General features: G+C 66.4%; 19 protein-coding genes. 2 read left to right on the top strand and 17 right to left on the bottom strand.

The genetic code is table 11. The features are described 5' to 3' along the window. Positions 1-40: 40 nt before the first annotated feature. Positions 41-1,006, bottom strand: a complete 966-nt coding sequence (locus VDP74_RS11060; protein WP_322999690.1) for a M23 family metallopeptidase — start codon at positions 1,004-1,006, stop codon at positions 41-43. A gap of 68 nt (positions 1,007-1,074) precedes the next feature. Between VDP74_RS11060 and VDP74_RS11065 the strand changes: the two genes are divergently transcribed. Then, positions 1,075-1,542 (top strand): DciA family protein, encoded by a 468-nt coding sequence (locus VDP74_RS11065; protein ID WP_322999691.1) that lies wholly within the window; start codon positions 1,075-1,077, stop codon positions 1,540-1,542. Between the two features lie 89 nt (positions 1,543-1,631). Here the strand turns inward: VDP74_RS11065 and lpxC are convergent, their stop codons facing one another. The 15 genes from lpxC to mraZ all read right to left on the bottom strand — a co-directional run bounded on the left by lpxC (position 1,632) and on the right by mraZ (position 19,661). Then, the gene (gene lpxC / locus VDP74_RS11070; RefSeq protein ID WP_322999692.1) at positions 1,632-2,555 is read right to left on the bottom strand and encodes a UDP-3-O-acyl-N-acetylglucosamine deacetylase; all 924 of its coding nucleotides are present in this window, start codon (positions 2,553-2,555) and stop codon (positions 1,632-1,634) included. 243 nt (positions 2,556-2,798) lie between these two features. Continuing rightward, positions 2,799-3,974, bottom strand: coding sequence for a cell division protein FtsZ (ftsZ, locus tag VDP74_RS11075; protein ID WP_322999693.1), 1,176 nt, complete (start codon positions 3,972-3,974; stop codon positions 2,799-2,801). Positions 3,975-4,039: 65 nt separating this feature from the next. After that, positions 4,040-5,266 carry a cell division protein FtsA gene (ftsA, locus tag VDP74_RS11080; protein WP_322999694.1) on the bottom strand — a complete coding sequence of 409 codons (1,227 nt, stop codon included), beginning with the start codon at positions 5,264-5,266 and terminating at the stop codon, positions 4,040-4,042. After that, positions 5,263-6,066 carry a cell division protein FtsQ/DivIB gene (locus tag VDP74_RS11085; protein ID WP_322999695.1) on the bottom strand — a complete coding sequence of 268 codons (804 nt, stop codon included), beginning with the start codon at positions 6,064-6,066 and terminating at the stop codon, positions 5,263-5,265. Before VDP74_RS11085 ends, ftsA begins: the two co-directional genes overlap by 4 nt. Before the next feature lie 9 nt (positions 6,067-6,075). Further along, positions 6,076-7,023 carry a D-alanine--D-alanine ligase gene (locus VDP74_RS11090; RefSeq protein ID WP_322999696.1) on the bottom strand — a complete coding sequence of 316 codons (948 nt, stop codon included), beginning with the start codon at positions 7,021-7,023 and terminating at the stop codon, positions 6,076-6,078. Then, positions 7,020-8,426 (bottom strand): UDP-N-acetylmuramate--L-alanine ligase, encoded by a 1,407-nt coding sequence (murC, locus tag VDP74_RS11095; RefSeq protein WP_322999697.1) that lies wholly within the window; start codon positions 8,424-8,426, stop codon positions 7,020-7,022. The genes VDP74_RS11090 and murC overlap by 4 nt, the downstream gene beginning before the upstream one ends. Then, a complete protein-coding gene (gene murG, locus VDP74_RS11100) occupies positions 8,423-9,496 on the bottom strand; it encodes an undecaprenyldiphospho-muramoylpentapeptide beta-N-acetylglucosaminyltransferase (RefSeq protein ID WP_322999698.1) in 1,074 nt (357 codons plus the stop codon). Before murG ends, murC begins: the two co-directional genes overlap by 4 nt. Then, positions 9,493-10,686 (bottom strand): putative lipid II flippase FtsW, encoded by a 1,194-nt coding sequence (gene ftsW / locus VDP74_RS11105; protein WP_322999699.1) that lies wholly within the window; start codon positions 10,684-10,686, stop codon positions 9,493-9,495. Before ftsW ends, murG begins: the two co-directional genes overlap by 4 nt. Then, a complete protein-coding gene (gene murD / locus VDP74_RS11110) occupies positions 10,683-12,206 on the bottom strand; it encodes a UDP-N-acetylmuramoyl-L-alanine--D-glutamate ligase (protein WP_322999700.1) in 1,524 nt (507 codons plus the stop codon). Before murD ends, ftsW begins: the two co-directional genes overlap by 4 nt. After that, entirely contained in the window at positions 12,206-13,378 is a 1,173-nt protein-coding gene (gene mraY, locus VDP74_RS11115) for a phospho-N-acetylmuramoyl-pentapeptide-transferase (RefSeq protein WP_322999701.1), read from the bottom strand. Before mraY ends, murD begins: the two co-directional genes overlap by 1 nt. Next, on the bottom strand, positions 13,368-16,154 hold the full coding sequence (gene murF / locus VDP74_RS11120; RefSeq protein ID WP_322999702.1) for a bifunctional UDP-N-acetylmuramoyl-L-alanyl-D-glutamate--2,6-diaminopimelate ligase MurE/UDP-N-acetylmuramoyl-tripeptide--D-alanyl-D-alanine ligase MurF: 2,787 nt from the start codon (positions 16,152-16,154) through the stop codon (positions 13,368-13,370). Before murF ends, mraY begins: the two co-directional genes overlap by 11 nt. After that, on the bottom strand, positions 16,151-17,887 hold the full coding sequence (locus VDP74_RS11125) for a penicillin-binding protein 2 (protein WP_322999703.1): 1,737 nt from the start codon (positions 17,885-17,887) through the stop codon (positions 16,151-16,153). Before VDP74_RS11125 ends, murF begins: the two co-directional genes overlap by 4 nt. Beyond that, the gene (gene ftsL, locus VDP74_RS11130) at positions 17,884-18,180 is read right to left on the bottom strand and encodes a cell division protein FtsL (RefSeq protein WP_322999704.1); all 297 of its coding nucleotides are present in this window, start codon (positions 18,178-18,180) and stop codon (positions 17,884-17,886) included. The genes VDP74_RS11125 and ftsL overlap by 4 nt, the downstream gene beginning before the upstream one ends. Next, positions 18,177-19,223, bottom strand: a complete 1,047-nt coding sequence (gene rsmH, locus VDP74_RS11135; RefSeq protein WP_322999705.1) for a 16S rRNA (cytosine(1402)-N(4))-methyltransferase RsmH — start codon at positions 19,221-19,223, stop codon at positions 18,177-18,179. Before rsmH ends, ftsL begins: the two co-directional genes overlap by 4 nt. A gap of 9 nt (positions 19,224-19,232) precedes the next feature. Then, entirely contained in the window at positions 19,233-19,661 is a 429-nt protein-coding gene (gene mraZ, locus VDP74_RS11140) for a division/cell wall cluster transcriptional repressor MraZ (protein ID WP_322999706.1), read from the bottom strand. 393 nt (positions 19,662-20,054) lie between these two features. Between mraZ and VDP74_RS11145 the strand changes: the two genes are divergently transcribed. Further along, complete coding sequence (locus VDP74_RS11145) at positions 20,055-21,404, top strand: ABC transporter substrate-binding protein (RefSeq protein WP_322999707.1); 1,350 nt, start codon at positions 20,055-20,057, stop codon at positions 21,402-21,404. A gap of 94 nt (positions 21,405-21,498) precedes the next feature. Here VDP74_RS11145 and VDP74_RS11150 read toward each other — a convergent pair whose 3' ends face one another. Next, positions 21,499-22,704: a branched-chain amino acid ABC transporter permease gene (locus VDP74_RS11150; protein ID WP_322999708.1), complete on the bottom strand. Its 1,206-nt coding sequence runs from the start codon at positions 22,702-22,704 to the stop codon at positions 21,499-21,501. Positions 22,705-22,707 lie beyond the last annotated feature (3 nt).

Genomic DNA, 22,707 nt, shown 5'->3' on the forward strand with positions numbered 1-22,707 from the left:
GCACGGTCACTGAACAGTGACCGCAGGTAAACGATGCAGTTTAACGCAGCTGGGGTCCACTCGCTTTGGCTGCACCTTCGGCCGCCGCCAGGCGCGCGGGCGCGGATGCATTGAGCGGCTGCCCGCCAGGCTGAATGAACAGCGTCGGGTCCAGCGGGTAGTCCGCCATGCGGATCTCGAAGTGCAGATGCGAGCCCGTCGAACGCCCCGTGCTGCCGACCCGGGCGATCACGTCGCCCTGGCGCACGATGTCGCCCGCCTTGACCAGCAGGCTGGAGGCATGCGCATAGCGCGTGCGCAGGCCGTTGCCGTGATCGATCTCGACCATCTTGCCGTAGCCCCGCTGGGTGCCGGCCCGCACCACCAGGCCACCGGACGCGGCCCTGATCGGCGCCCCTCGGGGAGCCACGAAATCCAGGCCTTCATGCATGGTATTGCGACCGCTGACCGGATTGCGCCGCCAGCCGAACGAGGAACTGAGCGCCGGATAGTCGACGGGCGACAAGGTCGGCAGGCTGGCCTGAAAGCCGGCCTGTTGCGACAGGGCCGCATCCACCAGGGCATAGGCGTCTTCCTGGGTCGTCAGCCGCTGGCCCAGGGCATCGATATGACGCCCCAACTGTTCGGCCGAGCCGATCGAGGACAGCGCCGCATCCTGTTCGGGAATGTCGTCCAGTACCTGCGAGGCATCGGCCTGCGGCTGCCCGGACGCCGTCGTGCGGCCAGGCAGCGCCAGTTCCGGGGCGCTGTAGTTCAGGCCGGCCGCCGTGGCGATCCGGCGGCGCACGGCCTCCATGGCCAGCACCCGGCCCTGCAGCTCGCCGACCTTGCCGGCCAGTCCGGCGAGATTGCCCTGCAAGGCGGCGGATTCCTGCTGCAAGCGGGCATCCAGCGCCTGACGCTGGCCCGCATCCAGGCCGCGCGCCTGCCAGGACTGCCATTGCGCCCCGCTCCAGGCGGCCAGCGTCAGAGCCAATACCAGCCCGCCGCCCTTTGCCAGGCGCACGCTAGAATGTCCTGACGGCTTGACCGCCCCTGCTATCCTGATCCATCTACTCATCCATTCCTTCCTTCATGTCTTCGGCCTCGCACCATCGCAGCCACTCACCCGGGGTTCCGGCCCTGAACTGGCTGAGCCACCACCCCCAGGGGGCGCGCCTGCTGCGTACGGCGCACGAACTGCTGGCACTGCAGACGGTGCTGGCCCGAATCCTGCCGCCCGCCCTGGGCCGCCGCATCCAGGTGGCCCGTGTGGATGGACAGCAGATTACGGTGATGGTTCCCGGCCCGGCCCACGCTGCGCGTCTGCGCCAGCTGACGGAAGACACCGCCCGCCGACTGCGGGATGCGGGCTGGCCGGTCGATACGATTGTCGTGCGGATCGATGCTGCCATGGGCCGCGACGGGACACAAAAGTCCGCCCGGGAAACTCAGCCCCTGAATGAGCAGGCCCTGCAGTCGTTCGAGAATCTGCAGCAGCAGCTGGCCCCCAGCCCATTGGCCGACGCCATTGCACGATTGCTGCAGCATCACCGCCGCTGATCCGCTTGCCCGATTCACTGCTGGCTTTGGGTTGGTCAGACACTGAACGGCCCGCAGGAACTGTTCAGTACCTGACCCATCCCGAGCGATCAGGCGAACTGCCAATCGCGGGTGTAGGCTGCCGGCGCGGTTTCCGGCGAGTCATAGCTGACGAGCTCCCAGCAATCCTGCTGGGCCAGCAAAGCCCGTACCAGCTGATTATTCAGGCCGTGGCCCGATTTGCAGGCCACATAGCGAGCCACCAGGGGCTTGCCGGCCAGGTACAGATCCCCGATGGCATCGAGGATCTTATGTTTGACGAATTCGTCGTCATAGCGCAGACCGTCGGCATTGAGCACGCGGTATTCATCCATGACGATGGCGTTGTCCAGGCTGCCCCCCCGCGCCAGGCCCATGGATCGCAGGGCCTCGACTTCGCTGGCGAAACCGAAGGTACGTGCCCGGGCGATGGTCTTGACGTAGGAATCCCGGGCGAAATCGACTTCGGCCCGATTGGCTGTAGAGTCGATGGCCGGATGGCGGAAATCGATGGCGAACGACAGCGCGAAGCCGTCGTAGGGTTCCAGGCGCGCCCATTTGGCGGAGGGGCCTTCGCCTTCGCGGATTTCGACGGGCTTCAGGACCCGGATGAACTGTTTGGCGGCAGGCTGTTCCTGCAGCCCGGCACTGCGCAGCAGATAGACGAAGGTGCCGGCGCTGCCATCCATGATGGGGACTTCTTCGGCATCCAGGTCGATGTGCACATTGTCGACGCCCAGCCCTGCCAGGGCGGACATCAGGTGTTCGACGGTGGACACGCGCACCGAGCCCTGCTGCAGCACCGACGCCATGCGCGTATCACCCACCGCATCCGCGCGCGCGGGCAGGTCGACGATTTCGGGCAGGTCGACGCGATGAAACACGATCCCGGTGTTGGGCTCGGCGGGGCGCAACGTGATTTCCACCCGGCGGCCGGAATGCAGGCCAACGCCCTTGGTGGAGATCGATTGTTTGAGAGTGCGCTGTAAAAGCATGTGATTTCGTGGTCGGCAACAGCCGCACTGCGGCCAGCGGCGCAACAGGCATGGCTAATCCGGCCATTGTAACGGTTCTACGGGTTTTCCACGACTTTAATTATGCAAACGACTGTGTGCGCGCGCATCCGACATGCGAAGGCGCACCCGCCCCCAGGGGAAGGGACGAGTGCGCCAGGCGCCGCGATCTGCATGACGGCAGCCGCGATGTGAGGTAATGCAGACTCAGTGATCAGCCCGTGATCAATCAGCCTGTTTACGCAGGAAAGCCGGAATGTCGAAATGATCCATGCCGGCGCCTTCCAGGGCCCGCACCTGGGCGGACGCATTGGAACGCGGATTGCGGATGACCGAGGGCACGTCCGTCCCCGAGAAATCATGACCCATGTGGATGGGCTGATTATCGGTGCCGGTACGTTGTGCCTCGACCGGATGCGGCACCAGCGTCGGCTTGGATGCCGTCACGGATGCCCCCAGGCCGGTGGCCACGACCGTGACGCGCAGGTTCTCGCCCATGGAATCATCGTAGGCCGTGCCGAAGATGACGGTGGCGTCTTCCGAGGCATAGCTGCGGATGGTGTCCATGATCTCGCGGGTTTCGCGCATCTTCAGCGAACGGCTGGCGGTGATGTTCACTAGGATGCCGCGCGCGCCATGCAGGTCAACGCCTTCCAGCAGCGGGCAGGCAATGGCCTGTTCGGCTGCGATCCGCGCGCGATCGGCGCCGCCCGCCATGGACGTGCCCATCATGGCCTGGCCTTGCTCGCCCATGATCGTCTTGACGTCTTCGAAGTCGACATTGACATTGCCTTCGACATTGATGATCTCGGCAATCCCGGCGCAGGCATTGTGCAGCACGTCGTCGGCTGCCTGGAAGCAGTCTTCCTGGGTGGCGTCCTCGTCCATCAGCTCGTACAGGTTCTCGTTCAGCACCACAACCAGGGAATGCACGTGGCGGGACAGTTCGCGAATGCCTTCCTCGGCCAGGCGCATGCGCTTGTTGCCTTCGAACACGAAGGGCTTGGTCACGACGCCCACCGTCAGGATGCCCAGTTCCTTGGCGACTTCCGCCACCACCGGACCCGCGCCCGTGCCAGTGCCACCGCCCATGCCGGCGGTGATGAACACCATGTGGGCGCCATTCAGGGCCGCGCGGATTTCTTCGCGGGCCGTCTCGGCCGCCGTGCGGCCCTGGTCGGGCTTGGCGCCTGCGCCCAGGCCAGAGCGGCCCAGGCGGATCTGCACCGGAGCCTCGCTGGCCAGCAGCGCCTGGGAATCCGTGTTGGCGCAGATGAATTCCACGCCCTGGACTCCCGAGTGGATCATGTGGGCCACGGCATTGCCGCCCGCCCCGCCGACGCCGACCACCTTGATCACCGTCCCGTTTCTGCTGGTATCCAGCATTTCAAAATTCATCATGATTGACTCCCTCACATACGGAAAAACAGAACAAACCCCTGACGATCCATGACTGCCCCGAAGGGTCAGTTCATGAACCACTCCTTCATGCGCGTCAGAATGGACTTGACGGCCCCTTTCTGTTGCGCCACTTTGCGACCGCGCGCCCGCTGCATGCGGGCCTCGGTCAGCAAACCCATCACCGTCGCAAAGCGCGGATTGCGCATCACGTCGGCAAGACTGCCTTCATACATGGGCACGGCCACCCGCACCGGCTTGAGGAACACGTCCTCGGCCAGTTCGACCATGCCCGGCATGAGCGCCGTCCCGCCGGTCAGCACGACCCCGGACGACAGCAGTTCTTCGTAACCGGACTCGCGCACCACCTGCTGCACGAACCCGAACAATTCCTCCATGCGCGGCTCGATCACCGCCCCCAGGGCCTGACGCTTGACGCTACGGTTGGGGCGATCCCCCAGGCCCGGCACTTCGATCATTTCCTCGGCATCGACCAGGATCTGCTTGGCCACGCCGTAGCGCAGCTTGATCTCCTCGGCATCCGGCGTGGGCGTGCGCAGCATGGCAGCGATGTCGCTGGTGACCTGATCGCCCGCAATGGGGATGACCGAGGTATGGCGGATCGCGCCGCCGGTGTAGATGGCGATGTCGGTGGTGCCTCCGCCGATGTCCACCAGCACCACGCCCAGTTCCTTTTCATCGGCCGTCAGGCACGACAGGCTGGAGGCCAGCGGCTGCAGAATCAGGTCCTGGACCTCCAGGCCGCAGCGGCGCACGCACTTGACGATGTTCTGGGCGGCGCTGACCGCCCCCGTGACGATGTGCACCCGCACTTCCAGGCGCATGCCGCTCATGCCGATGGGTTCGCGGATGTCTTCCTGGGCGTCGACGATGAATTCCTGGGTCAGCACGTGCAGCACTTGCTGGTCCGTGGGAATGTTGACGGCCTTGGCCGTCTCGATCACGCGGGCCACGTCGGTGGCGGTCACTTCCTTGTCCTTGACGGCCACCATGCCGCTGGAATTGAAGCTGGTGATGTGGCTGCCCGCAATGCCGGTGTAGACCTCGCGGATCTTGCAGTCGGCCATCAATTCCGCCTCTTCCAGCGCGCGCTGGATGGAATTCACGGTGGACTCGATGTTGACCACGACGCCCTTGCGCATCCCTTCGGATTCATGCTGGCCCAGGCCCAGCACCTCGAAGCCGCTGTCGGGCAGGATCTCGGCCACGACGGCCACCACCTTGCTGGTGCCGATATCGAGTGCAACGATCAGGTCTTTGATGTCACGAGTCATGGTTTGGACGGTCGGGAAGAAGCAGGGGTTTCAGGGGCCAACGTGATGGCGAATCCATTCGGATAGCGCAGATCGGCACTGGCGATCATTCGGTTGCCCAGGCGCTCGGACAGGGCCGGCCAGGCCTGGACAAAACGTTCGATGCGGGCGGCAAACGGCAAGGCACCGGAGCGACCGTGCGGGTCGGCGACGTCGGCTGCCGGGTCTCGTCCCAGCGTCAGCCGCACGCCGTCGGACAGGGAAACTTCCCAGGCATAGCGCGGCGACAGCGTGGCCTCGCGCACGCTCAGGCCCAGCGGCGCGAACCAGCGGGCGATCTCGGCGTAGCGCTGCACGACCAGGCGTTCGGAATTCCCCGGCCCGTTCAACTGCGGCAGGTGCAGGTCGTCCGGCAATTCCCCGGGGTTGGCGGTGAAGGCCTCACCCCAGGTATTGATCATCTGGTTCTCGTTCCACAGCGCCAACGGCTGCTGTTCTTCGATGCGCACCAGCAGGGTGGACGGCCAGACCCGCCGGATCGCCGCATGCCGCACCCAGGGCACGGTCTCGATGCGGCGGCGCACCTGGTCCAGGTTCAGCAGGAAGAAATTGCCCCGCACCTGGCCCGCCAGCGCGGTCTGCAGCCCGGTGGGGCTGACGTATTGCAGGCCGGCGCCCGCCATCGGGGCCAACTGGATCTGCTGGATCGTGAAATAGGGGCGCCGGATGACCCAGGTCAGGGCGCCCGCGACCATGGCCAATACCGCCAGCAAAGCCAGCAGATTGGCAATCAGATTGGTCAGACGGGCGTCCGCAAACACGTGGGGCTCCTAGTGGCTGGCAGGACGGCGCACTTTGCAGCGCGCCGTCGCCAGGATGTCCATGCACAGCTGGGCGTAGCTCATGCCCAGCGCCTTGGCCCCCATCGGCACCAGAGAATGGCTGGTCATGCCGGGGGACGTATTCATTTCCAGCAGCCAGGGCCGGTTCTGCGCATCCAGCATCAGATCGGCCCGGCCCCAGCCCTCGCAGCCGAGTGCGCGATAGGCCCGCACCGACAGATCCCGGATCTGCAGGCTCAGGGCTTCGGGCAGGTCGGCGGGGCAGACGTAGCGGGTGTCGTTGGACACGTATTTATGTTCGTAGTCGTAATTGCCTTCGGGGGCGATGATCTCGATCACCGGCAAGGCCCGGGCATCGTCGCCGCAGCCCAGCACCGGCACGGTCAGCTCGCGCCCCCGGATGAACTGCTCGGCCAGCACCTGTTCGTCATGCTGACAGGCCAGCGCCAAGGCGTCCGGCAGCTGGTCGGCCGACTGCACGCGGGTCACGCCCAGCGTGGATCCCTCGTGCGGCGGCTTGACGATCAGCGGCAGGCCCAGGCTCCCGACCAGCGCTGCCGGGTCGGCCCGGCAGTCCAGCACGGCGAACTGCGGCGTGGGCAGGCCGTGCTGCAACCACAGGTGCTTGGTGGCGATCTTGTCCATCGCCAGGCTGGAGGCCAGCGGCCCGCTGCCGGTATAGGGGATGCCCAGCAGTTCCAGCGCGCCCTGGATGGTGCCGTCTTCGCCAAAGCGGCCATGCAAGGCGATGAAGACCCGATCGAAGTTCTCGGCCGCAAGCTCGGCCAGGCTCTGGCGCCCCGTATCGAACAGGTGGGCGTCCACTCCGGATTCGCGCAGGGCCGCACACACGCCCGCCCCCGACATCAGGGAGACTTCCCGTTCGGCGGACAGACCGCCATACAACACGCCGACGCGCCCGAATGTCTGGCTCATAGCGGACTCCCCAATTGCGCGGGCACCCGGCTGATGGACCCGGCTCCCATGATGATCACCACATCGCCGTCGCGGGCGAAATCCTGGATGGCGGCGGCCATGTCGGCCACCTGCTCGACGAAGACCGGCTCGACCTTGCCCGCCACCCGCAGCCCGCGAGCCAGCGCCCGGCCATCGGCAGCGATCAGCGGCGCCTCGCCGGCCGGATAGACCTCGGTCAGCAGCACGGCATCCGCCGAACTGAGGACGCGCACGAAGTCCTCGAAGCAGTCGCGCGTACGGGTGTAGCGGTGCGGCTGGAAGGCCAGCACCACCCGGCGATCCGGCCAGGCGCCCCGGGCGGCGGCCAGGGTGGCAGCCATTTCGACCGGATGATGGCCGTAGTCGTCAATGACGGCATACGTGCCGCCGCCATTGCGCTCCGACACGGGGAAATTGCCGATCTGCGTGAAGCGCCGCCCCACGCCTCGGAATTGTTCCAGGGACTCGACGATGGCCTCGTCGGGCACGCCCAGTTCGGTCGCCACGGCAATCGTCGCCAGGGCATTGAGCACATTGTGCCGTCCGGGCAGGTTCAGGCGCACCGCCAGCGGCGGCAAGGCGTCCTGCTGGCTCCGGCGCTCCACGGTGAAGGCCATGGTGGTGCCCTCGGCACGGATGTCGTGGGCCCGCACCTGGGCGGGCATGTCGATGCCATAGGTGGTGATGGGCCGCGACACGAAGGGGATGATCTCGCGCACATTGGAATCATCCAGGCACAGCACTGCGCTGCCGTAGAACGGCAGGCGCTGGGTGAACTCGACGAAGGCGCTTTTCAGGCGCGCGACGTCGTGGCCATAGGTGTCCATGTGATCCAGATCGATGTTGGTGACGATGGCCATCACCGGCAGCAGATTCAGGAAGGACGCATCGGACTCGTCGGCCTCGACCACGATGTATTCGCCCTGGCCCAGGCGGGCATTGGCGTCGGCGGCATTCAGCCGCCCGCCGATCACGAAGGTCGGGTCCAGGCCTCCGGCCGCCAGCACGCTGGCGACCAGGCTGGTGGTGGTGGTCTTGCCATGGGTGCCGGCCACGGCAATGCCGCGCTTCAGGCGCATCAGCTCGGCCAGCATCAGGGCGCGAGGCACCACGGGAATGTGCGCGGCGCGGGCCGCCAGGACTTCCGGGTTGTCGGCATGGATGGCCGTGGACGTGATGATGGCCCCCGCCCCCTGGATGTGTTGGGCCGCATGGCCGATGGCGATCCGCGCGCCCAGGGAAGCCAGACGCCGGGTGACGGGTGTTTCCTGCACGTCGGAACCGCTGATGGCATACCCCAGATTCAGCAGGACCTCGGCAATGCCGCTCATCCCGGCGCCGCCGATGCCGACGAAATGCAGATTGTGTATCCGGTGTTTCATGCCGATTCCTCTTTGGTATGGACGCAGGCTTCGGCAATCAGCTGCGTAGCGTTCAAGCTTGCATGTTCGCGGGCATGGGCGGCGACGGCGGCCAGCTCCGGGCGTTCGCGGGCGGCCAGCCAATCGGCCAGGCGGCTCGCGTCCAGTTCGGCCTGCGGCATCAGCCAGCCGCCCCCGCATTCGGACAGATAGCGCGCGTTGGCGGTCTGATGGTCATCGATGGCATGGGGCAGCGGAATGAAGACCGCCGCCACGCCGACAGCCGCGACCTCGGCCACCGTCATGGCGCCCGCGCGGCAGATCACCAGATCAGCCTCGGCCAGGGCCTGCCCCATGTCCTGAATGAAGGCGGACACCTGTGCCTGCAACCCCAGGCGCTCATAGTGCTGGCGTACGGCGTCCGCATGGCGTTCACCGGCCTGGTGATGGACCTGCGGGCGACGATCGGCCGGCAATTGCGCCAGGGCTTCGGGCACCAGTTCATTGATGCGGGCCGCGCCCAGGCTGCCGCCCAACACCAGCAGGCGCAGCGGTCCCTGGCGGGACGCGTAGCGCTGGGCCGTCGGTGCCAGCGCCAGCAGATCCTGGCGCACCGGATTGCCCACCATCAATGCGTCCGGCAAGGCGCTTGGGAAACCGGTCAATACCCGGGCCGCCAGGCGGGCCAACAGGCGATTGGCGGTTCCCGCCACGGCATTCTGTTCGTGGATCACCAGCGGTATCCCGCTGAGGCGGGCCATCAGGCCTCCCGGCACGGCCGCGTAGCCGCCCATGCCCAGCACGACATCCGGGCGGTACCGGCGCAGCAGCCGGCGCACGCTCAGGCAGGCGGACGCCAGCGTGAACGGCAATTTCAACAAGGCTGCCGGGCCCTTGCCGCGCACCCCGCCAAACTGCAGGGGCAGCAATTCGATGCCCTGAGCAGGAACCAGCCGGCCTTCCATGCGATCCGGATTGCCCAGCCACAGCACCTGCCATCCCAGGCTTTGCAACGCCTTGGCCACGGCCAGGCCCGGCATGATATGCCCGCCCGTGCCGCCCGCCATGATGAGGATCACAGGCTGTGTCATCGCCGTTTCCCCCGCATCATGCAGCGCGTCTCGTAGTCCACTCGCAGCAGCAGGGCGATGGCCACCAGATTCAGCACGATGCCCGAACCGCCGTAGCTCACCAGCGGCAGGGTCAGGCCCTTGGTCGGCAGCAGCCCCAGGCACACGCCCACGTTGATGAAGGCCTGCACGCCCATCCATAAAGCCACCCCCTGGGCGGCCAGGCCGTCGAACACGCGGTCCAGCACCATGGCCTTGCGGGCGATTTCAAAGCCGCGCAGGACGATGAAGACGAAGAAGGCCACCAGGCACATCACCCCGACGAAACCCAGTTCCTCGCCGATCACGGCGACGATGAAGTCGGTATGGGCCTCGGGCAGGTAGTGCAGTTTCTCGATGCTGGCGCCCAGCCCCACCCCGAACCATTCGCCGCGCCCCAGGGCGATCAGGGAATGGGACAGCTGGTAGGCGCTGCCGTAGGCATTGTCCGGGTTCCAGGGATCCAGGTAGACGAAGAGCCGTTCCCGACGCCATGGCGACAGCCAGATCAGCAACAGGAAGCAGGACATCACGGCCGTCAGCAGGGTCGCGAACAGTTTCAGATTGATGCCGCCGATGAACAGCACCCCGACGGCGATCGCGCCGATGACGATGAAGGCGCCCAGGTCAGGCTCCAGCAGCAGCAGCATGCCCACCAGCGCCAGGGCCATCGCCATGGGCAGGAAGCCGCGCAGGAAGCCCTGCAGATGCGCCTGCTTGCGCACCACGTAGTCCGCCGCATACAGGATGACGGCGAACTTCATCAATTCCGACGGCTGGAAGTTCAGCGGCCCCAGAGGCAGCCAGCGGCGCGCGCCGTTGACTTCGCGCCCCAGGCCCGGCACCAGCACCACCAGCAGCATCAGCAGCGCGACGGCGAACAGCGGCAGGGCCAGTTTCTGCCAGACTTTCATGGGCACGCTGGCGGTGAACAGGGCCGCCAGCAGGCCGATGAGGATGAAGACCGCGTGGCGTCCGACGAAATAAAAGCGGCCATAGCTTTCGTAGCGCGGCCCGTCGGCCAGTGCGATCGAGGCGGAATACACCATCAGCAGACCGAACATCACCAGGGCGCTGACCGCGATGATCAGGCTGGCGTCCACGGTCGGCATGGTCGTGCGGCCCGGCCGCACGGCATTCAGGCTGGCGCTGAGATCGGCGATCATGCTCATGCGACCTCTCCCCGATCCGCCGCAAGATCGCGCACGGCCTCGACGAAGCAGGCGCTGCGATGGGCGTAGTTCCGGAACATGTCCATGCTGGCGCAGGCGGGCGACAACAGCACGGCATCGCCGGGCAGGGCGCGTTCCAGGCCTTCACGCACCGCCTGTTCCAGCGTCTCGCAAGGCACCAGCGGCACCTCGCAGTCGGCCAGGGCCTGGCCGATGGCCGGTCCGTCCTGACCGATCAGCAGCACCGCGCGCGCATGGGCTCGCACAGCGGGCGCCAGGGGCGAGAAGTCCTGGCCTTTGCCCAGGCCCCCGGCAATCAGCACCACCGGACGGCCCAGGCCCTGCAGGGCCGCCAGAGTCGCGCCCACGTTGGTGCCCTTGCTGTCGTCGATGAAGTCGACGCCGGCCACGGACTGGATGAATTCCGTGCGATGCGCCTCGCCGCGATAGTCGCGCAAGGCGTGCAGCATGCGTGCCCAATCCAGCCCGACGGCGCCCCCCAGCGCCAGGGCGGCCAGCGCGTTGAGCGCATTGTGTCGGCCCCGGATCTGCAAGGCATCGGCCGGCATCAGCGCCTGCGCCGTGCCTTGGGGCCGGGATGGGGTTTCAGCCGCTTGACGCGTTTTGCGACGCGGCACGCTCGGGTCGGGTTCGACGGCCGGCACCGCTGCCAGCCAGGTCAGATCGTGCTGCACCAGCAGCCCCAGGTCGCCGGCCAGCGCCGGCGCATCCTGCCCGAAGCTGAGCACGTCAGGCGCAGCCGGGTCATCGACCATGGCCAGCACCCGCGCGTCGGCGCGATTGACGATGCGCACGCGCGTCATGCCCAGCAGCCGCGCCTTGGCCGCCGCATAGGCCTGCATCGAACCGTGCCAGTCCAGGTGGTCCTGGGTGACGTTCAGCACCACGGCGGCATCCGCCATCAGCGAATGGGTGGTTTCCAGCTGGAAGCTGGACAGTTCCAGCACCCAGACATCCGGCAACGCGTCGGTCTGCAGGGCATCCAGCAGGCTGGACAGCGCAGCCGGGCTGATGTTGCCGGCGGCTCGCGCGCTGCGTCCGCAGCCCTGCGCCAGATGACGCGTCAGCGACGTCACGGTGGTCTTGCCATTGGTGCCGGTGATGGCCACCACGGCAGGGGCATAGCCCTGATCTCTCAGGTCTGCCAGCGCCCGGGCGAAGAGTTCGATTTCCCCCAGGATCTCGATTCCGCGCGCGCGGGCGGCATCCAGCAACCCGGCAATCGGGGCCTCGTGCGGATTCAGGCCCGGGCTGAGCACCAGCGTGAGCACGCCCTCCAGGGCGGCTTCGCCGAGAGCCTGCGCGCCCAGGCGCAGATCGGCGGCAATCCCCGCCTGTTTCAAGGCCACCAGCCCGCCCGGCTCGTCGCGAGTATCCAGCACCCGCAACGGCACGCCCTGGGCCGCGCACCAGCGGGCGGCGGCCACACCGGTCTCGCCCAGCCCCAGGATCAGGGTCAGGCCGTCGCGGCGCAGGGAGGGGAACTGGCAGGTGCTCATCATCGCAGCTTCAGGCTCGACAGCCCGATCAGGACCAGCATCATGGTGATGATCCAGAACCGGACCACCACCTGGGTTTCCTTCCAGCCGCTGACCTCGAAATGGTGGTGCAGCGGCGCCATGCGAAAGATGCGCCGGCCTTCTCCGTATCGTTTCTTGGTGTATTTGAACCAGCTGACCTGCAGCATCACCGACAGGGTTTCCACCACGAACACACCCCCCATGATGAAGAGCACGATTTCCTGGCGCACGATCACAGCGATGGTGCCCAGGGCGCCTCCCAGCGCCAGGGCGCCGACGTCGCCCATGAAGACCTGGGCGGGATAGGTGTTGAACCACAGGAAAGCCAGCCCGGCCCCTGCGATGGCTGCGCACAGCACCATCAGCTCGGACGCCCCCGGGATGTACGGGAACAGCAGATATTTTGAATAGTCGACGCGACCGACGACGTAGGCGAAAATCCCCAGGGCCGAACCGATCATCACTGTCGGCATGATGGCCAGGCCGTCCAGGCCGTCAGTCAGGTTGACGGCATTGCTGGTGCCCACGATCACCAGCCAGGTCAGCGCCACGAAGCCGAACACCCCCAGGGGATAGCTGACCGACTTGAAGAACGGCACGATCAGGTCTGCCCGCGCGGGCAGGGGCATCGAAAATCCGCTGAGCACCCAGTCGCGGAACAAGGGCCACAGTTCGGTATTGGCCGGCACCGCGACGGCGAAACTGAGATAGACGGCCGCCACTGCGCCGACCAGCGCCTGCCAGAAAAATTTCTGACGGGCCGGCATGCCCTCGGGGTCGTGATGCACGACCTTGCGATAATCGTCAGCCCAGCCGATCCAGCCGAAACCGAAGGTCACCAGCAGCACCACCCAGACAAAGCGGTTGGTCCAGTCGGCCCACAGCAGCGTGCTGATGCCGATGCCGATCAGGATCAGTGCGCCACCCATGGTGGGCGTGCCGTTCTTCTGCAGGTGCGTCTGCGGACCGTAGCTGCGCACCGCCTGGCCGATCTTCAGGGCCGTCAGTCGGCGAATCAGCCAGGGGCCGGCCAGCAGGCCGATGGCCAGGGCCGTGGCCGAGGCCAGCAGGGCCCGAAACGTGATGTATTCCACCACGCCGAAGGCGCGGAAGTGGTGATCTGCCAGCCAGCGAGCCAGTTCAAGCAGCATGATCGCCCTCCTCGGTGGCGCCATCGGCATGCAGGGCCTGCACGACGCGTTCCATGCGCATGCTGCGCGATCCCTTGACCAGAATGTGCGCCGGCCGGGCGGCCAGCAACACAGGCAACAGGGCATCCAGCGTATCGAAGGCCTGCGCCCCCTCGCCAAAGGCTCGGACCGCCTCGTGGCAGGCTGCCCCCAGGGTCAGCAGGACGTGCACGCCGCACTGCCGGGCGTAGGCGCCGACTTCGGCGTGCATGGCTGGCCCCTGGTCGCCGACTTCGGCCATGTCGCCCAGCACCAGGATGCGACGGCCATCCAGGCTCGCCAGCACGTCGATGGCCGCCCGCACAGAATCGGGATTGGCGTTGTAGGTATCGTCGATCAGCTGGAAACCATCGGCCAGCGCCTGTGGCCGCATCCGCCCGCCTACCGGCGCAAAGGCCGTCAGGCCGGCGGCGATGGCCGCCAGCGGGGCGCCGGCTGCGCTGGCGCAACTGGCGGCAGCCAGCGCGTTGCGCAGATTGTGTCGGCCCGGGGCGTGCAGCGTGACGGCGGCGACATCGCGCCCGACGTGCAGGCGAAATTCGGTGCGGTCCGTGCCTGCGCGGATCTGCGCGGCATGCACGGCGGCCGTCTCGGCAAAGCCGAAGCGGCGCACCGGCCGCTGGCCCGCCATGTCCTGCCACAGGTCGCCATAGGCCTCGTCCATCGGGAAGACGGCCACGCCGTCCGGGGGCAAGGCCTGCAGCACTGCGCCGTTTTCACGCGCCACCGCATCGACCGAGCTCATGAATTCCTGGTGCTCGCGCTGGGCATTGTTCACCAGCGCCACCGTGGGCTGGGCGATGGCCGCCAGCACGGAGATCTCGCCGGGATGGTTCATGCCCAGTTCCAGCACGGCAGCGCGATGCTGGCCGCGCAAGCGCAGCACCGTCAGCGGCAGGCCGATGGCGTTGTTGAAATTGCCCCGGGTCGCCAGGCGCGCATCTTCGCCCCACCAGGCGGCCAGGATCGCGCTGATCATTTCCTTGGTGGTGGTCTTGCCGTTGCTGCCGGTCACGGCGATCACCGGCAGTTCGAACAGGCCGCGCCATACGGTGGCGATGCGGATCAGGGCCTGATGGGTGTCGCCCAGCACGATCTGCGGCAGGGCGACCCCAGGCGTGGGTCGAGCCACGATGGCTGCGCGTGCCCCCGCCCGCGCAGCGGCATCCAGATAGTCGTGGCCGTCGAATTTTTCCCCATGCAGCGCCAGGAACAGGGCGCCGGTCGTCAGGCTGCGCGTATCCGTCGACAAGAATGGGTTCTGCTGCCAGCTGAGCGCGAAACGAGCCCATTCCCGGTCGTCGAACGCGCTGCGCTCGTGCTGGACTTCCTGATAGGTCTCATGCCCCTTGCCGGCCAGCAGCACGACGTCGCGCTCGCCCGCCCGCCAGATGGCGTCCAGGATGGCCTTGGCGCGATCCGCCTGCACGGCCGGCCGCGCAGGCATGCCGGCCACGATGGCTTCGATGATGGCCTCGGGCGCTTCCGTGCGGGGGTTGTCCGTCGTCACCACGACGGCGTCCGCCAGGCGCGCAGCCGCTGCGCCCATCAGGGGGCGTTTTCCGGCATCGCGATCGCCGCCGCAACCGAAGACGCACAACAGCCGACCACCGCGTTCCTGCGCCACCGGGCGCAGGGCCTGCAGCACGCGCTCCAGCGCGTCGGGCGTGTGGGCGTAATCCACCACCACCAGCGGCTGCGGCCGCGCGGCGCTGGCGCCGCCCACAGCCGACACCACCTGCAGGCGGCCCGGCACGGGATGCAGCACCGCCAGCGCCCGGGCCGTGCGGCTCAGGCCCCAGCCCAGTTCGCGCAGGACCCCAGCCACCAGCAGCAGATTGGAAATATTGTGTTCACCCACCAGGTGGGTGAGGATCTGGGCGCGGCCATCGGGCGTCACCAGATTGAAGACCAGGCCGTCGGCGCCATGCTGGATGTCCTCGGCCCGGAAGGCCGCTGGCTGGTCGCCGCGCAGGCTGTAGCCCACCCGATGTCCGGATGGCGCCACGCCGGCCAGCAGTTCCCTGCCTGCTGCGTCATCGGCATTGATGACGGCGCTGCGCAGGCCGGGACGCGCAAACAGCGCGAACTTCGCCTGTTTGTAGCGTTCCAGGGTGCCGTGATAGTCGAGGTGGTCGCGCGTCAGGTTGGTGAAGCCCGCGACCTGAATGCGCACGCCGTCCAGGCGTCCTTGCTCGATGCCGATGGACGAGGCCTCGATCGCGGCGGCCTGGCCGCCCGCGCGCACAATGGCCGCCAGACTGCGATGCAAGGTCAGCACGTCGGGCGTCGTCAACACGCCGCCCAGGTTGCTGCCATCGGCCAGCGCCACCCCCAGGGTGCCCACCGTGCCGCAGGGCATGCCTTCGGCATTCAGGGCGTCGGCCAGCCAGCGCGTGGTCGAGGTCTTGCCATTGGTGCCCGTGACCGCGATCACGGCCAGGGCATCGGACGGCCGCCCGTACCAGAGGTGGGCGATGTCGCCCAGCAGGCCGCCCAGGCCGTCCACGATCAGAACCGGGATCTGCTCGGACGGCGTCTGCGGGCCGCCGGCGGCGCAGATGATCGCCGCCGCACCGGCCGCTGCCGCCTGGTCCATATAGGCTCGCCCGTCAGTGGCGATCCCCGGGCAGGCAAAAAACACGTCGCCCGGCTGAATTTGCCTGGAATCCAGGCACAGGTTCGCCTGGCGGTCGACTCGCTCGTCCAGCCAGGCCAGAATGTCTATGGTATTCATTGTGCGCGTCCCCCCTGCTCCGCTACAGCCACAAGGGCATCCACCGGCGCGTCGGGCCGCACCCCAAGGCGGCGCAGGGTACTGGAAACAATATCTGAAAACACGGGGGCGGCCACGGCGCCGCCATAATACCCCCCCGCGCTCGGTTCATCGATCGACACGGCCACCACGATGCGAGGATCGGACACCGGGGCCAGGCCCACGAAAGACCCGCGATATTTGGTCTTGCTGTACTGACCGTTGACGATCTTGCGGGCCGTCCCGCTCTTGCCCGCCACCCGATAGCCCTGCACCTGGGCCTTGCGGGCGCCATCCGGTCCGGCGGCGGCTTCCAGCATGCCGCGCATCAGCTGCGCCACCTGGGGGGAATACACCTGGACGCTGGTAGGCTGGCCCTCTCGTCGCAGCAGCGACAGAGACACCATGTCGCCATTACGAGCGAAGGCAGTATAGGCATGCGCCACCTGGATCAGGGACACCGACAGGCCATAGCCGTAGGCCATGGTGGCGCGCTCGATGGGACGCCAGCGCTGCCAGGGGCGCAAGCGGCCCGACGCCATTCCCGGGAAGTCCGTCTGCGGCACCCGGCCGAAACCCAATTCGGAAAACTTCGTCCACATGTCCCGCGAGTCGAGCAGTTCCGAAATCATCGTCATGCCGACGTTGCTGGAATGCTGGATGATGCCGCCCACGTCCAGCACGCCGTAATGCCCGACGTCGGAAATCAAGGCGCCCTGATAGCGATAACGGCCATTGCCGGTGTCGAACCGCGTCTTCGTGGTGATCTTGCCCTCGTCCAGGGCCAGCGCCGCCGTGAACGGCTTCATGATGGACCCGGGTTCGAAGGTATCGGTCATGACGCGGTTGCGCAGGGCCTGGCCGGTGCGCTGCAACGTGTCGTTGGGGTCATAGGACGGCAGATTGACCATGGCCAGGATCTCGCCCGTGCGCGCATCCAGGACGATGGCCGCGCCGGCGCGGGCCTTGTGCAGTTCCAGTGAACTCTTCAGGGCCGCGTAGGTGTCGAACTGGATACCGGCATCGATGGACAGCTGCAGATTCTGCCCATCGACGGGCGGCACCACGGCCTGGACATCTTCCACGACCCGTCCCAGCCGGTCCTTGATCACGCGCCGCGACCCCGGCTGGCCGGACAGGCGGTCATTGAACGCCAGCTCGATGCCTTCGATGCCCCGGTCCTCGATGTTGGTAAAGCCCACGATGTGGGCCATGACCTCGCCTTCGGGGTAATAGCGGCGCGTTTCGGGCAGTTGCTGCACGCCCGGGATCTTCAGTCGACGAACCTGGTCGGCCACGTCCAGCGCCACCTGGCGCTGCAGGTAGACGAAATTCTTGTCCTCGTCGCGGGTGCGCTGGCGGATGTCGTCGGCCTTCATGCCCAGCAAGCGGGCCAGCGCGGTGACCTGTTCGTCCGAGGCCTTGTGGAAATCCTCCGGGATCACCCAGATGGCTCGGGCCGGCACGCTGGAGGCCAGCACCACCGAGCCATTTCGGTCGAAGATCTTGCCGCGCGAGGCCGGCAGCACCAGCGTGCGCTCGTAGCGGCGTTCGCCCTGACGCTGCAGGAATTCATTGGACAGGATCTGCAGATTCAGCGCCTTGGCCGCCAGCGCGACGAAGCCGAGCATCAGCACGATGACGACCAGACGCGCCCGCCAGAAGGCCGGACGCGTGGACAGGACGGGGCTTTCGTGGAAACCGAAGCGTTTCATGGCCGCCCCCCCGCCGACGCATGGCCGGTTTCCGGTTCCTGCAGGTAGATCGTGCGATCCGGCGTCACGGGAACCAGGTGCAGTTCGGTCCGGGCCAGGGAATCGATGCGGGCATTGCGCGCCAGTTCAGCCCGTTCCAGCTGCAGGCGGCGCCATTCCGTATCCAGTTCGTGGGCCTGCGACTTCAGGTGTTCGGAGGCCACGAACAGTTCGCGGGTCTGGAAACGCACCGTCACCAGGGAAATGGCGGACGCCATGAGCAGCAAGGCCAGGATCAGCGTGACCCGGATCATCGGGAGGCCCTCCCGCGCCGGGCCGGCGCCTGACCGGGCAGGCGCACCAGGGCGGCAGCCTGCGCGAACGACAGGGGCTCATCGGTGCGCTGCGCCACGCGCAGCACGGCCGAACGCGAACGCACGTTGTCCCGCACCTCGGCGTCATCAGCCTGGACGCGCCCCAGCAATGTCACCCAGGGTCGGGGCATGTCCTTTTCAGGAATGGGCAGGCGGGCCTGCGCCTGCCCAGGCCGGGCAGCAGCCGCCAGGCACTGTTTGACCATGCGGTCTTCGAGGGAATGGAAGCTGATCACTGCCAGCCGCCCACCGGGACGCAGGTGGGTCAGAGCGGCCGGGAGGGTGTCCGCGAGCTGCGCAAGTTCCGCATTGATGTGAATCCGTATAGCTTGAAAGGTCCTTGTGGCCGGGTGTTGACCCTTTTCGCGCGTACGGACGACACCGGCGACGAGCTGGGCCAATTCGCCCGTGGTGCGCAGCGCCCGGGATTGGCGGCCCGCAACAATCGCCTTTGCAATCTGGAAAGCAAACCGTTCTTCGCCATAATGTGCGATGACCTCCTTGATCTGTTCCTGGTCGGCCTCGGCCAGCCAGTCGGCGGCCGTCTGCCCCCGCGTCGTATCCATGCGCATGTCCAGCGGACCATCGTGCATGAAGGAAAAGCCCCGTGCCGCATCATCGATCTGTGGCGACGAAACGCCCAGATCCAGCAAAACGCCATCCACGGCGGGGATGCCCAGACGGTCGAGATGATCCGCCAGGGTGGCAAAGCCGTCGTGCACGACCTGGACGCGGGCATCGGCCCGGCTCAGGTCCTGCGCCACGGCGATGGCTTCGGGGTCCTTGTCAAATACCAGCAGGCGGGCCTGCGGCGCCAGGCGCTGCAACAGCAGGCGGCTATGGCCGCCCCGGCCGAACGTGCCGTCGACGTACACCCCATCGAGCGCCGGCGCCTGCGACGCCCCCGCACCACGGCCGAACACGGGGCTCAACAATGCGTCGATAGCCGGTTCCAGCAGAACGGTGCGGTGGGAATACGCCATGGGCGGGACTCAGAAAGAAATCTGCTCAAGAATGGCCGGATCCAGCTGGCTCACATCCTGCAGGCTGCGGGCTTCCCACTGCTCGCGGTCCCACAGTTCAAAATGCGAACCCAGGCCCAGCAACATGACTTCGCGCGCCAATCCGGCGGCATCGCGCAATTCCGGCGCCACCAGGATGCGGCCGGCACCGTCCATGTCGACGTCCTGGGCACTGCCCAGCAGCAGGCGCTGCAAGGGCCGTGCCATGGCCGGCAAGGCGGCAATCTGGGCGCGTTTGATTTCCCAGACGGCGCGCGGATACAGCATCAGGCACCCATCGGGGTGTCGCGTCAGCGTGAGGCGCCCCTGTTCCTCGGCCAGCAGGACGTCGCGATGCCGAGCCGGAATCGACATCCGGCCCTTGGCATCTAAAGTCAACGCACTGCTTCCCTGAAACACGAGGATGTTCTCCCACTTCGTGACACAAAAATCTACTTTGCCCCACTCTACGGGATACCTGAAAGGCGGTCAAGGAGAAAAGCTAAATTTATTCAATGACAACAAGCACTTACAACCATTTTTAACATTTCATCAGGAAATAAAGTACTGAAAAATCAATGGATTGCAAACCAAACTGAAAGTCCTTTATCAGCAAAGGGGGTTTCCAGCGGCCATTCATCGCGCAGATCGGACCTGAGCCAATCCCCGATTGACACAAGTCCTGCCAATCTATGTAATGAAATAATGCCCGCACCGGGCTGCAGTACCGGCACCCAGGTGCCAGACTCGAAAGCATCCGAGCCTTTTCCGCGTTTGCCTGTCTCGTGCTAGCCAACCAAAAGGAGTCTCCTCATGTCGGATCATCCATCCCATCCCGCATCACGCCGCCAGTTCCTGACCACTCTCGGGGTCGCCGGTGGCTCGCTGGCGCTCAGCAACACCCTGCCCTTCGCCCGCGCCTTCGCTGCCGGCACGCCGCCCGCCATCAAGCTGGGCCAGGTTCTGCCCATGACCGGGTCAGCGGCGGAATTCGGCCCTTACTATCGCGATGCGGTCGGGCTGGCCGTCAACCAGATCAACACCGCCGCCAAGGAAGTCTTCGGCGGCCCCATCATCGCCAGCCACGTCACGGCCGACAGCGCCACCCTGCCTACCGTTGGCGTCCAGGCAGCCCGGCAGATGGTCGATACCCAGCACACGCCAGTCATCATCAACGGCTGGTCCAGCGGGGTCACGGTGGCCATCGCCACATCGGTCACGATTCCGTCCGGCGTCCTGCAGATCGGCAACGGCACCACCTCGCCGCTGGTCAGCGTGCTGCCCGCCGACGCCAAGGCCGACCTGCTCTTTCGCACCAGCGCATCCGATGCCATGCAAGGCGTCGTGGCGGCCCAGTTCGTCAATGGCGAAATCGATCCCAACTACAAATTCAAGCGCGTCTCGACCATCTACATCAACAACCCCTACGGGCAGGGCCTGGCCGATGCCTTCGCCAACGCCTTCAAGAAACGCGGGGGCACCGTCCTGGCGCAGGTGCCTCACCCGGAAGAAGTCCAGCCCACCTACAAATCCATGCTGTCCCAGGCCCTGAAGGACAAACCCGACCTGCTGCTCATCGTCAGCTACCCGGCCCACACCATCGCCATCTGCAAGGAATCCCGCGACACCTTCAACTTCACGAAATGGCAGTTCACCGACGGCAATGCCAGCATCGACATCATCAAGGAAGTCGGCGCCAAGAACATGGACGGCCTGTACGGCACGGCCCCCGGCGAGGACACCAGCACGCAGTCCTATAAAGACTTCTCCAAGACCTACCTGTCCACGTACAAATACGACCACTTCCCGCCCTTCACCACCTGCTCCTACGATGCCGGCATGGTGGCGGGGCTGGCCATGGCCGCTGCGGTGGCAGCCGGCGCCACGGATGCCTCCAAGATCACGGGCACGGTCCTGCGCGACGAACTGCGCAAGATCGCCAACCCGCCGGGCGACATGATCGACGGGGGGGACCAGGGCCGCGTCACGGACATGCTCAAGGCCCTGAAGGCCGGAAAGAAGATCAACTACAACGGGGTGGCCGGCCCCTGCGACTTCGACAAGAACGGCGACGTCATCACCCCCGTGAACATCTGGAAATACTCGGGCGACAAGATCGAAACCGTCAAGATGGTCGCAGCCAAGGACATCCCGGCCAGCTGACCGGCACGCCTTGGCACAAAAAAGGCCGCCCCGGAATCCGAGGCGGCCTTTTTCAATGCCGGAATCGTGATCGCATCCCCGATGCCGGACAGGATCAGTCCTCGGGCACGTCCTTCAGGAACCGGGACACGCGCTTTTTCTCGGGCAGGATGCCCTGCGGCCGGAACAGCACGATCAGGGCCAGCAGCAGGCCCACGAAGGCCCAGCGCAGGAAGGACATCCGGGACGCCACGTCGGGCGCCACCCCCTGCAGGGCGACCTGCAGGTAATCGGTGACAAAGCCTGTGCCGCTCCAGACCGCCCAGATGACGAAGGCCCCCAGGATCGCGCCTTTGTTGTTGCCGCTGCCCCCCAGCATGAGCATCACCCACACCAGGAAGGTCGCGAACAACGGCTTGAAGTGGCTGTAGTCGATGGTCACCATGTAGGGGGCGTACAGAGCCCCCGCCACGCCGATGACGACCGCCCCCAGCACAAAGGACTGCACGCGCAGCGATTTGACGTGCTTGCCGTTCATCGCGGCGGATTCTTCCTCGTCGCGGACCGCGCGCAGCGCCCGACCCCAGGGGGATCGCACCATGGCTTCCAGGACCAGGTACACCACGGCCAGGCTGATCGTCACGATGACCAGGTACAGATAGCTGTAGTCCCGGGGCTGCAGCGCGGACAGCGCCCGGCCCACCGCATCGGGCAGCCAGCTGCAGCCGCCCTGATCGAATACGCAGGACAGGGGCTGCGTGATGCCCGACAGCGGCTGGGGCCCGTTGGCCAGCCAGCGCTCGTTCTGGAAGATGAGCCGGATGATTTCGGCGATGCCCAGGGTCGCAATGGCCAGAAAGTCGGCCCGCAGATGCAGGATCGGCTGCGCGATCAGATAGCCCACCACGCCGGAGACGATGCCGGCTGCGATGACTCCCAGCAGAAAGGGCGCGCCCAGGCCGAACCATTGCTGCGCATAGGCAGCCATGGCGCCCGAGGGCGGCAGCGTGACGAACAGCGCCATGGTGAACGCCCCTACGGCGAAGAATCCCGCGATGCCGAAATTCAGGTGGCCGTTATACCCCCATTGCGAATTCAGACCCAGCGACAGGATCGAGTAGATGATGGCCATGATGCAGAAGGACACCAGGTAGTCCATCATCCCCGGCAGCCACCCCGCGACCCCGAAGGCCAGCACGCACCCCAGCGCGACGGCCGCCGGCAGCCGTATCGGCCAGCGCCAGCGGGAAAACAGCAGACATCCGAGCAGGAATGCGGGAACCAGCAGGAAGCAGGCTTTGAGCAGATGCGAAGAATCCATGGC

The sequence above is a fragment of the Castellaniella sp. genome, from assembly GCF_034674885.1.
Classification (GTDB): Bacteria; Pseudomonadota; Gammaproteobacteria; order Burkholderiales; family Burkholderiaceae_B; genus Castellaniella.

Bases quoted from the DNA above. Each gene is read 5' to 3' on its own strand.
- murG (WP_322999698.1), bottom strand. From the start codon at position 9,496: ATGACACAGCCTGTGATCCTCATCATGGCGGGCGGCACGGGCGGGCAT.
- VDP74_RS11145 (WP_322999707.1), top strand. From the start codon at position 20,055: ATGTCGGATCATCCATCCCATCCCGCATCACGCCGCCAGTTCCTGACC.
- rsmH (WP_322999705.1), bottom strand. From the start codon at position 19,223: ATGGCGTATTCCCACCGCACCGTTCTGCTGGAACCGGCTATCGACGCA.
- mraY (WP_322999701.1), bottom strand. From the start codon at position 13,378: ATGCTGCTTGAACTGGCTCGCTGGCTGGCAGATCACCACTTCCGCGCC.
- ftsA (WP_322999694.1), bottom strand. From the start codon at position 5,266: ATGACTCGTGACATCAAAGACCTGATCGTTGCACTCGATATCGGCACC.
- ftsL (WP_322999704.1), bottom strand. From the start codon at position 18,180: ATGATCCGGGTCACGCTGATCCTGGCCTTGCTGCTCATGGCGTCCGCC.
- ftsZ (WP_322999693.1), bottom strand. From the start codon at position 3,974: ATGATGAATTTTGAAATGCTGGATACCAGCAGAAACGGGACGGTGATC.
- VDP74_RS11125 (WP_322999703.1), bottom strand. From the start codon at position 17,887: ATGAAACGCTTCGGTTTCCACGAAAGCCCCGTCCTGTCCACGCGTCCG.
- murD (WP_322999700.1), bottom strand. From the start codon at position 12,206: ATGAGCACCTGCCAGTTCCCCTCCCTGCGCCGCGACGGCCTGACCCTG.
- VDP74_RS11150 (WP_322999708.1), bottom strand. From the start codon at position 22,704: ATGGATTCTTCGCATCTGCTCAAAGCCTGCTTCCTGCTGGTTCCCGCA.
- lpxC (WP_322999692.1), bottom strand. From the start codon at position 2,555: ATGCTTTTACAGCGCACTCTCAAACAATCGATCTCCACCAAGGGCGTT.
- ftsW (WP_322999699.1), bottom strand. From the start codon at position 10,686: ATGAGCATGATCGCCGATCTCAGCGCCAGCCTGAATGCCGTGCGGCCG.
- murC (WP_322999697.1), bottom strand. From the start codon at position 8,426: ATGAAACACCGGATACACAATCTGCATTTCGTCGGCATCGGCGGCGCC.
- murF (WP_322999702.1), bottom strand. From the start codon at position 16,154: ATGAATACCATAGACATTCTGGCCTGGCTGGACGAGCGAGTCGACCGC.
- VDP74_RS11065 (WP_322999691.1), top strand. From the start codon at position 1,075: ATGTCTTCGGCCTCGCACCATCGCAGCCACTCACCCGGGGTTCCGGCC.
- VDP74_RS11090 (WP_322999696.1), bottom strand. From the start codon at position 7,023: ATGAGCCAGACATTCGGGCGCGTCGGCGTGTTGTATGGCGGTCTGTCC.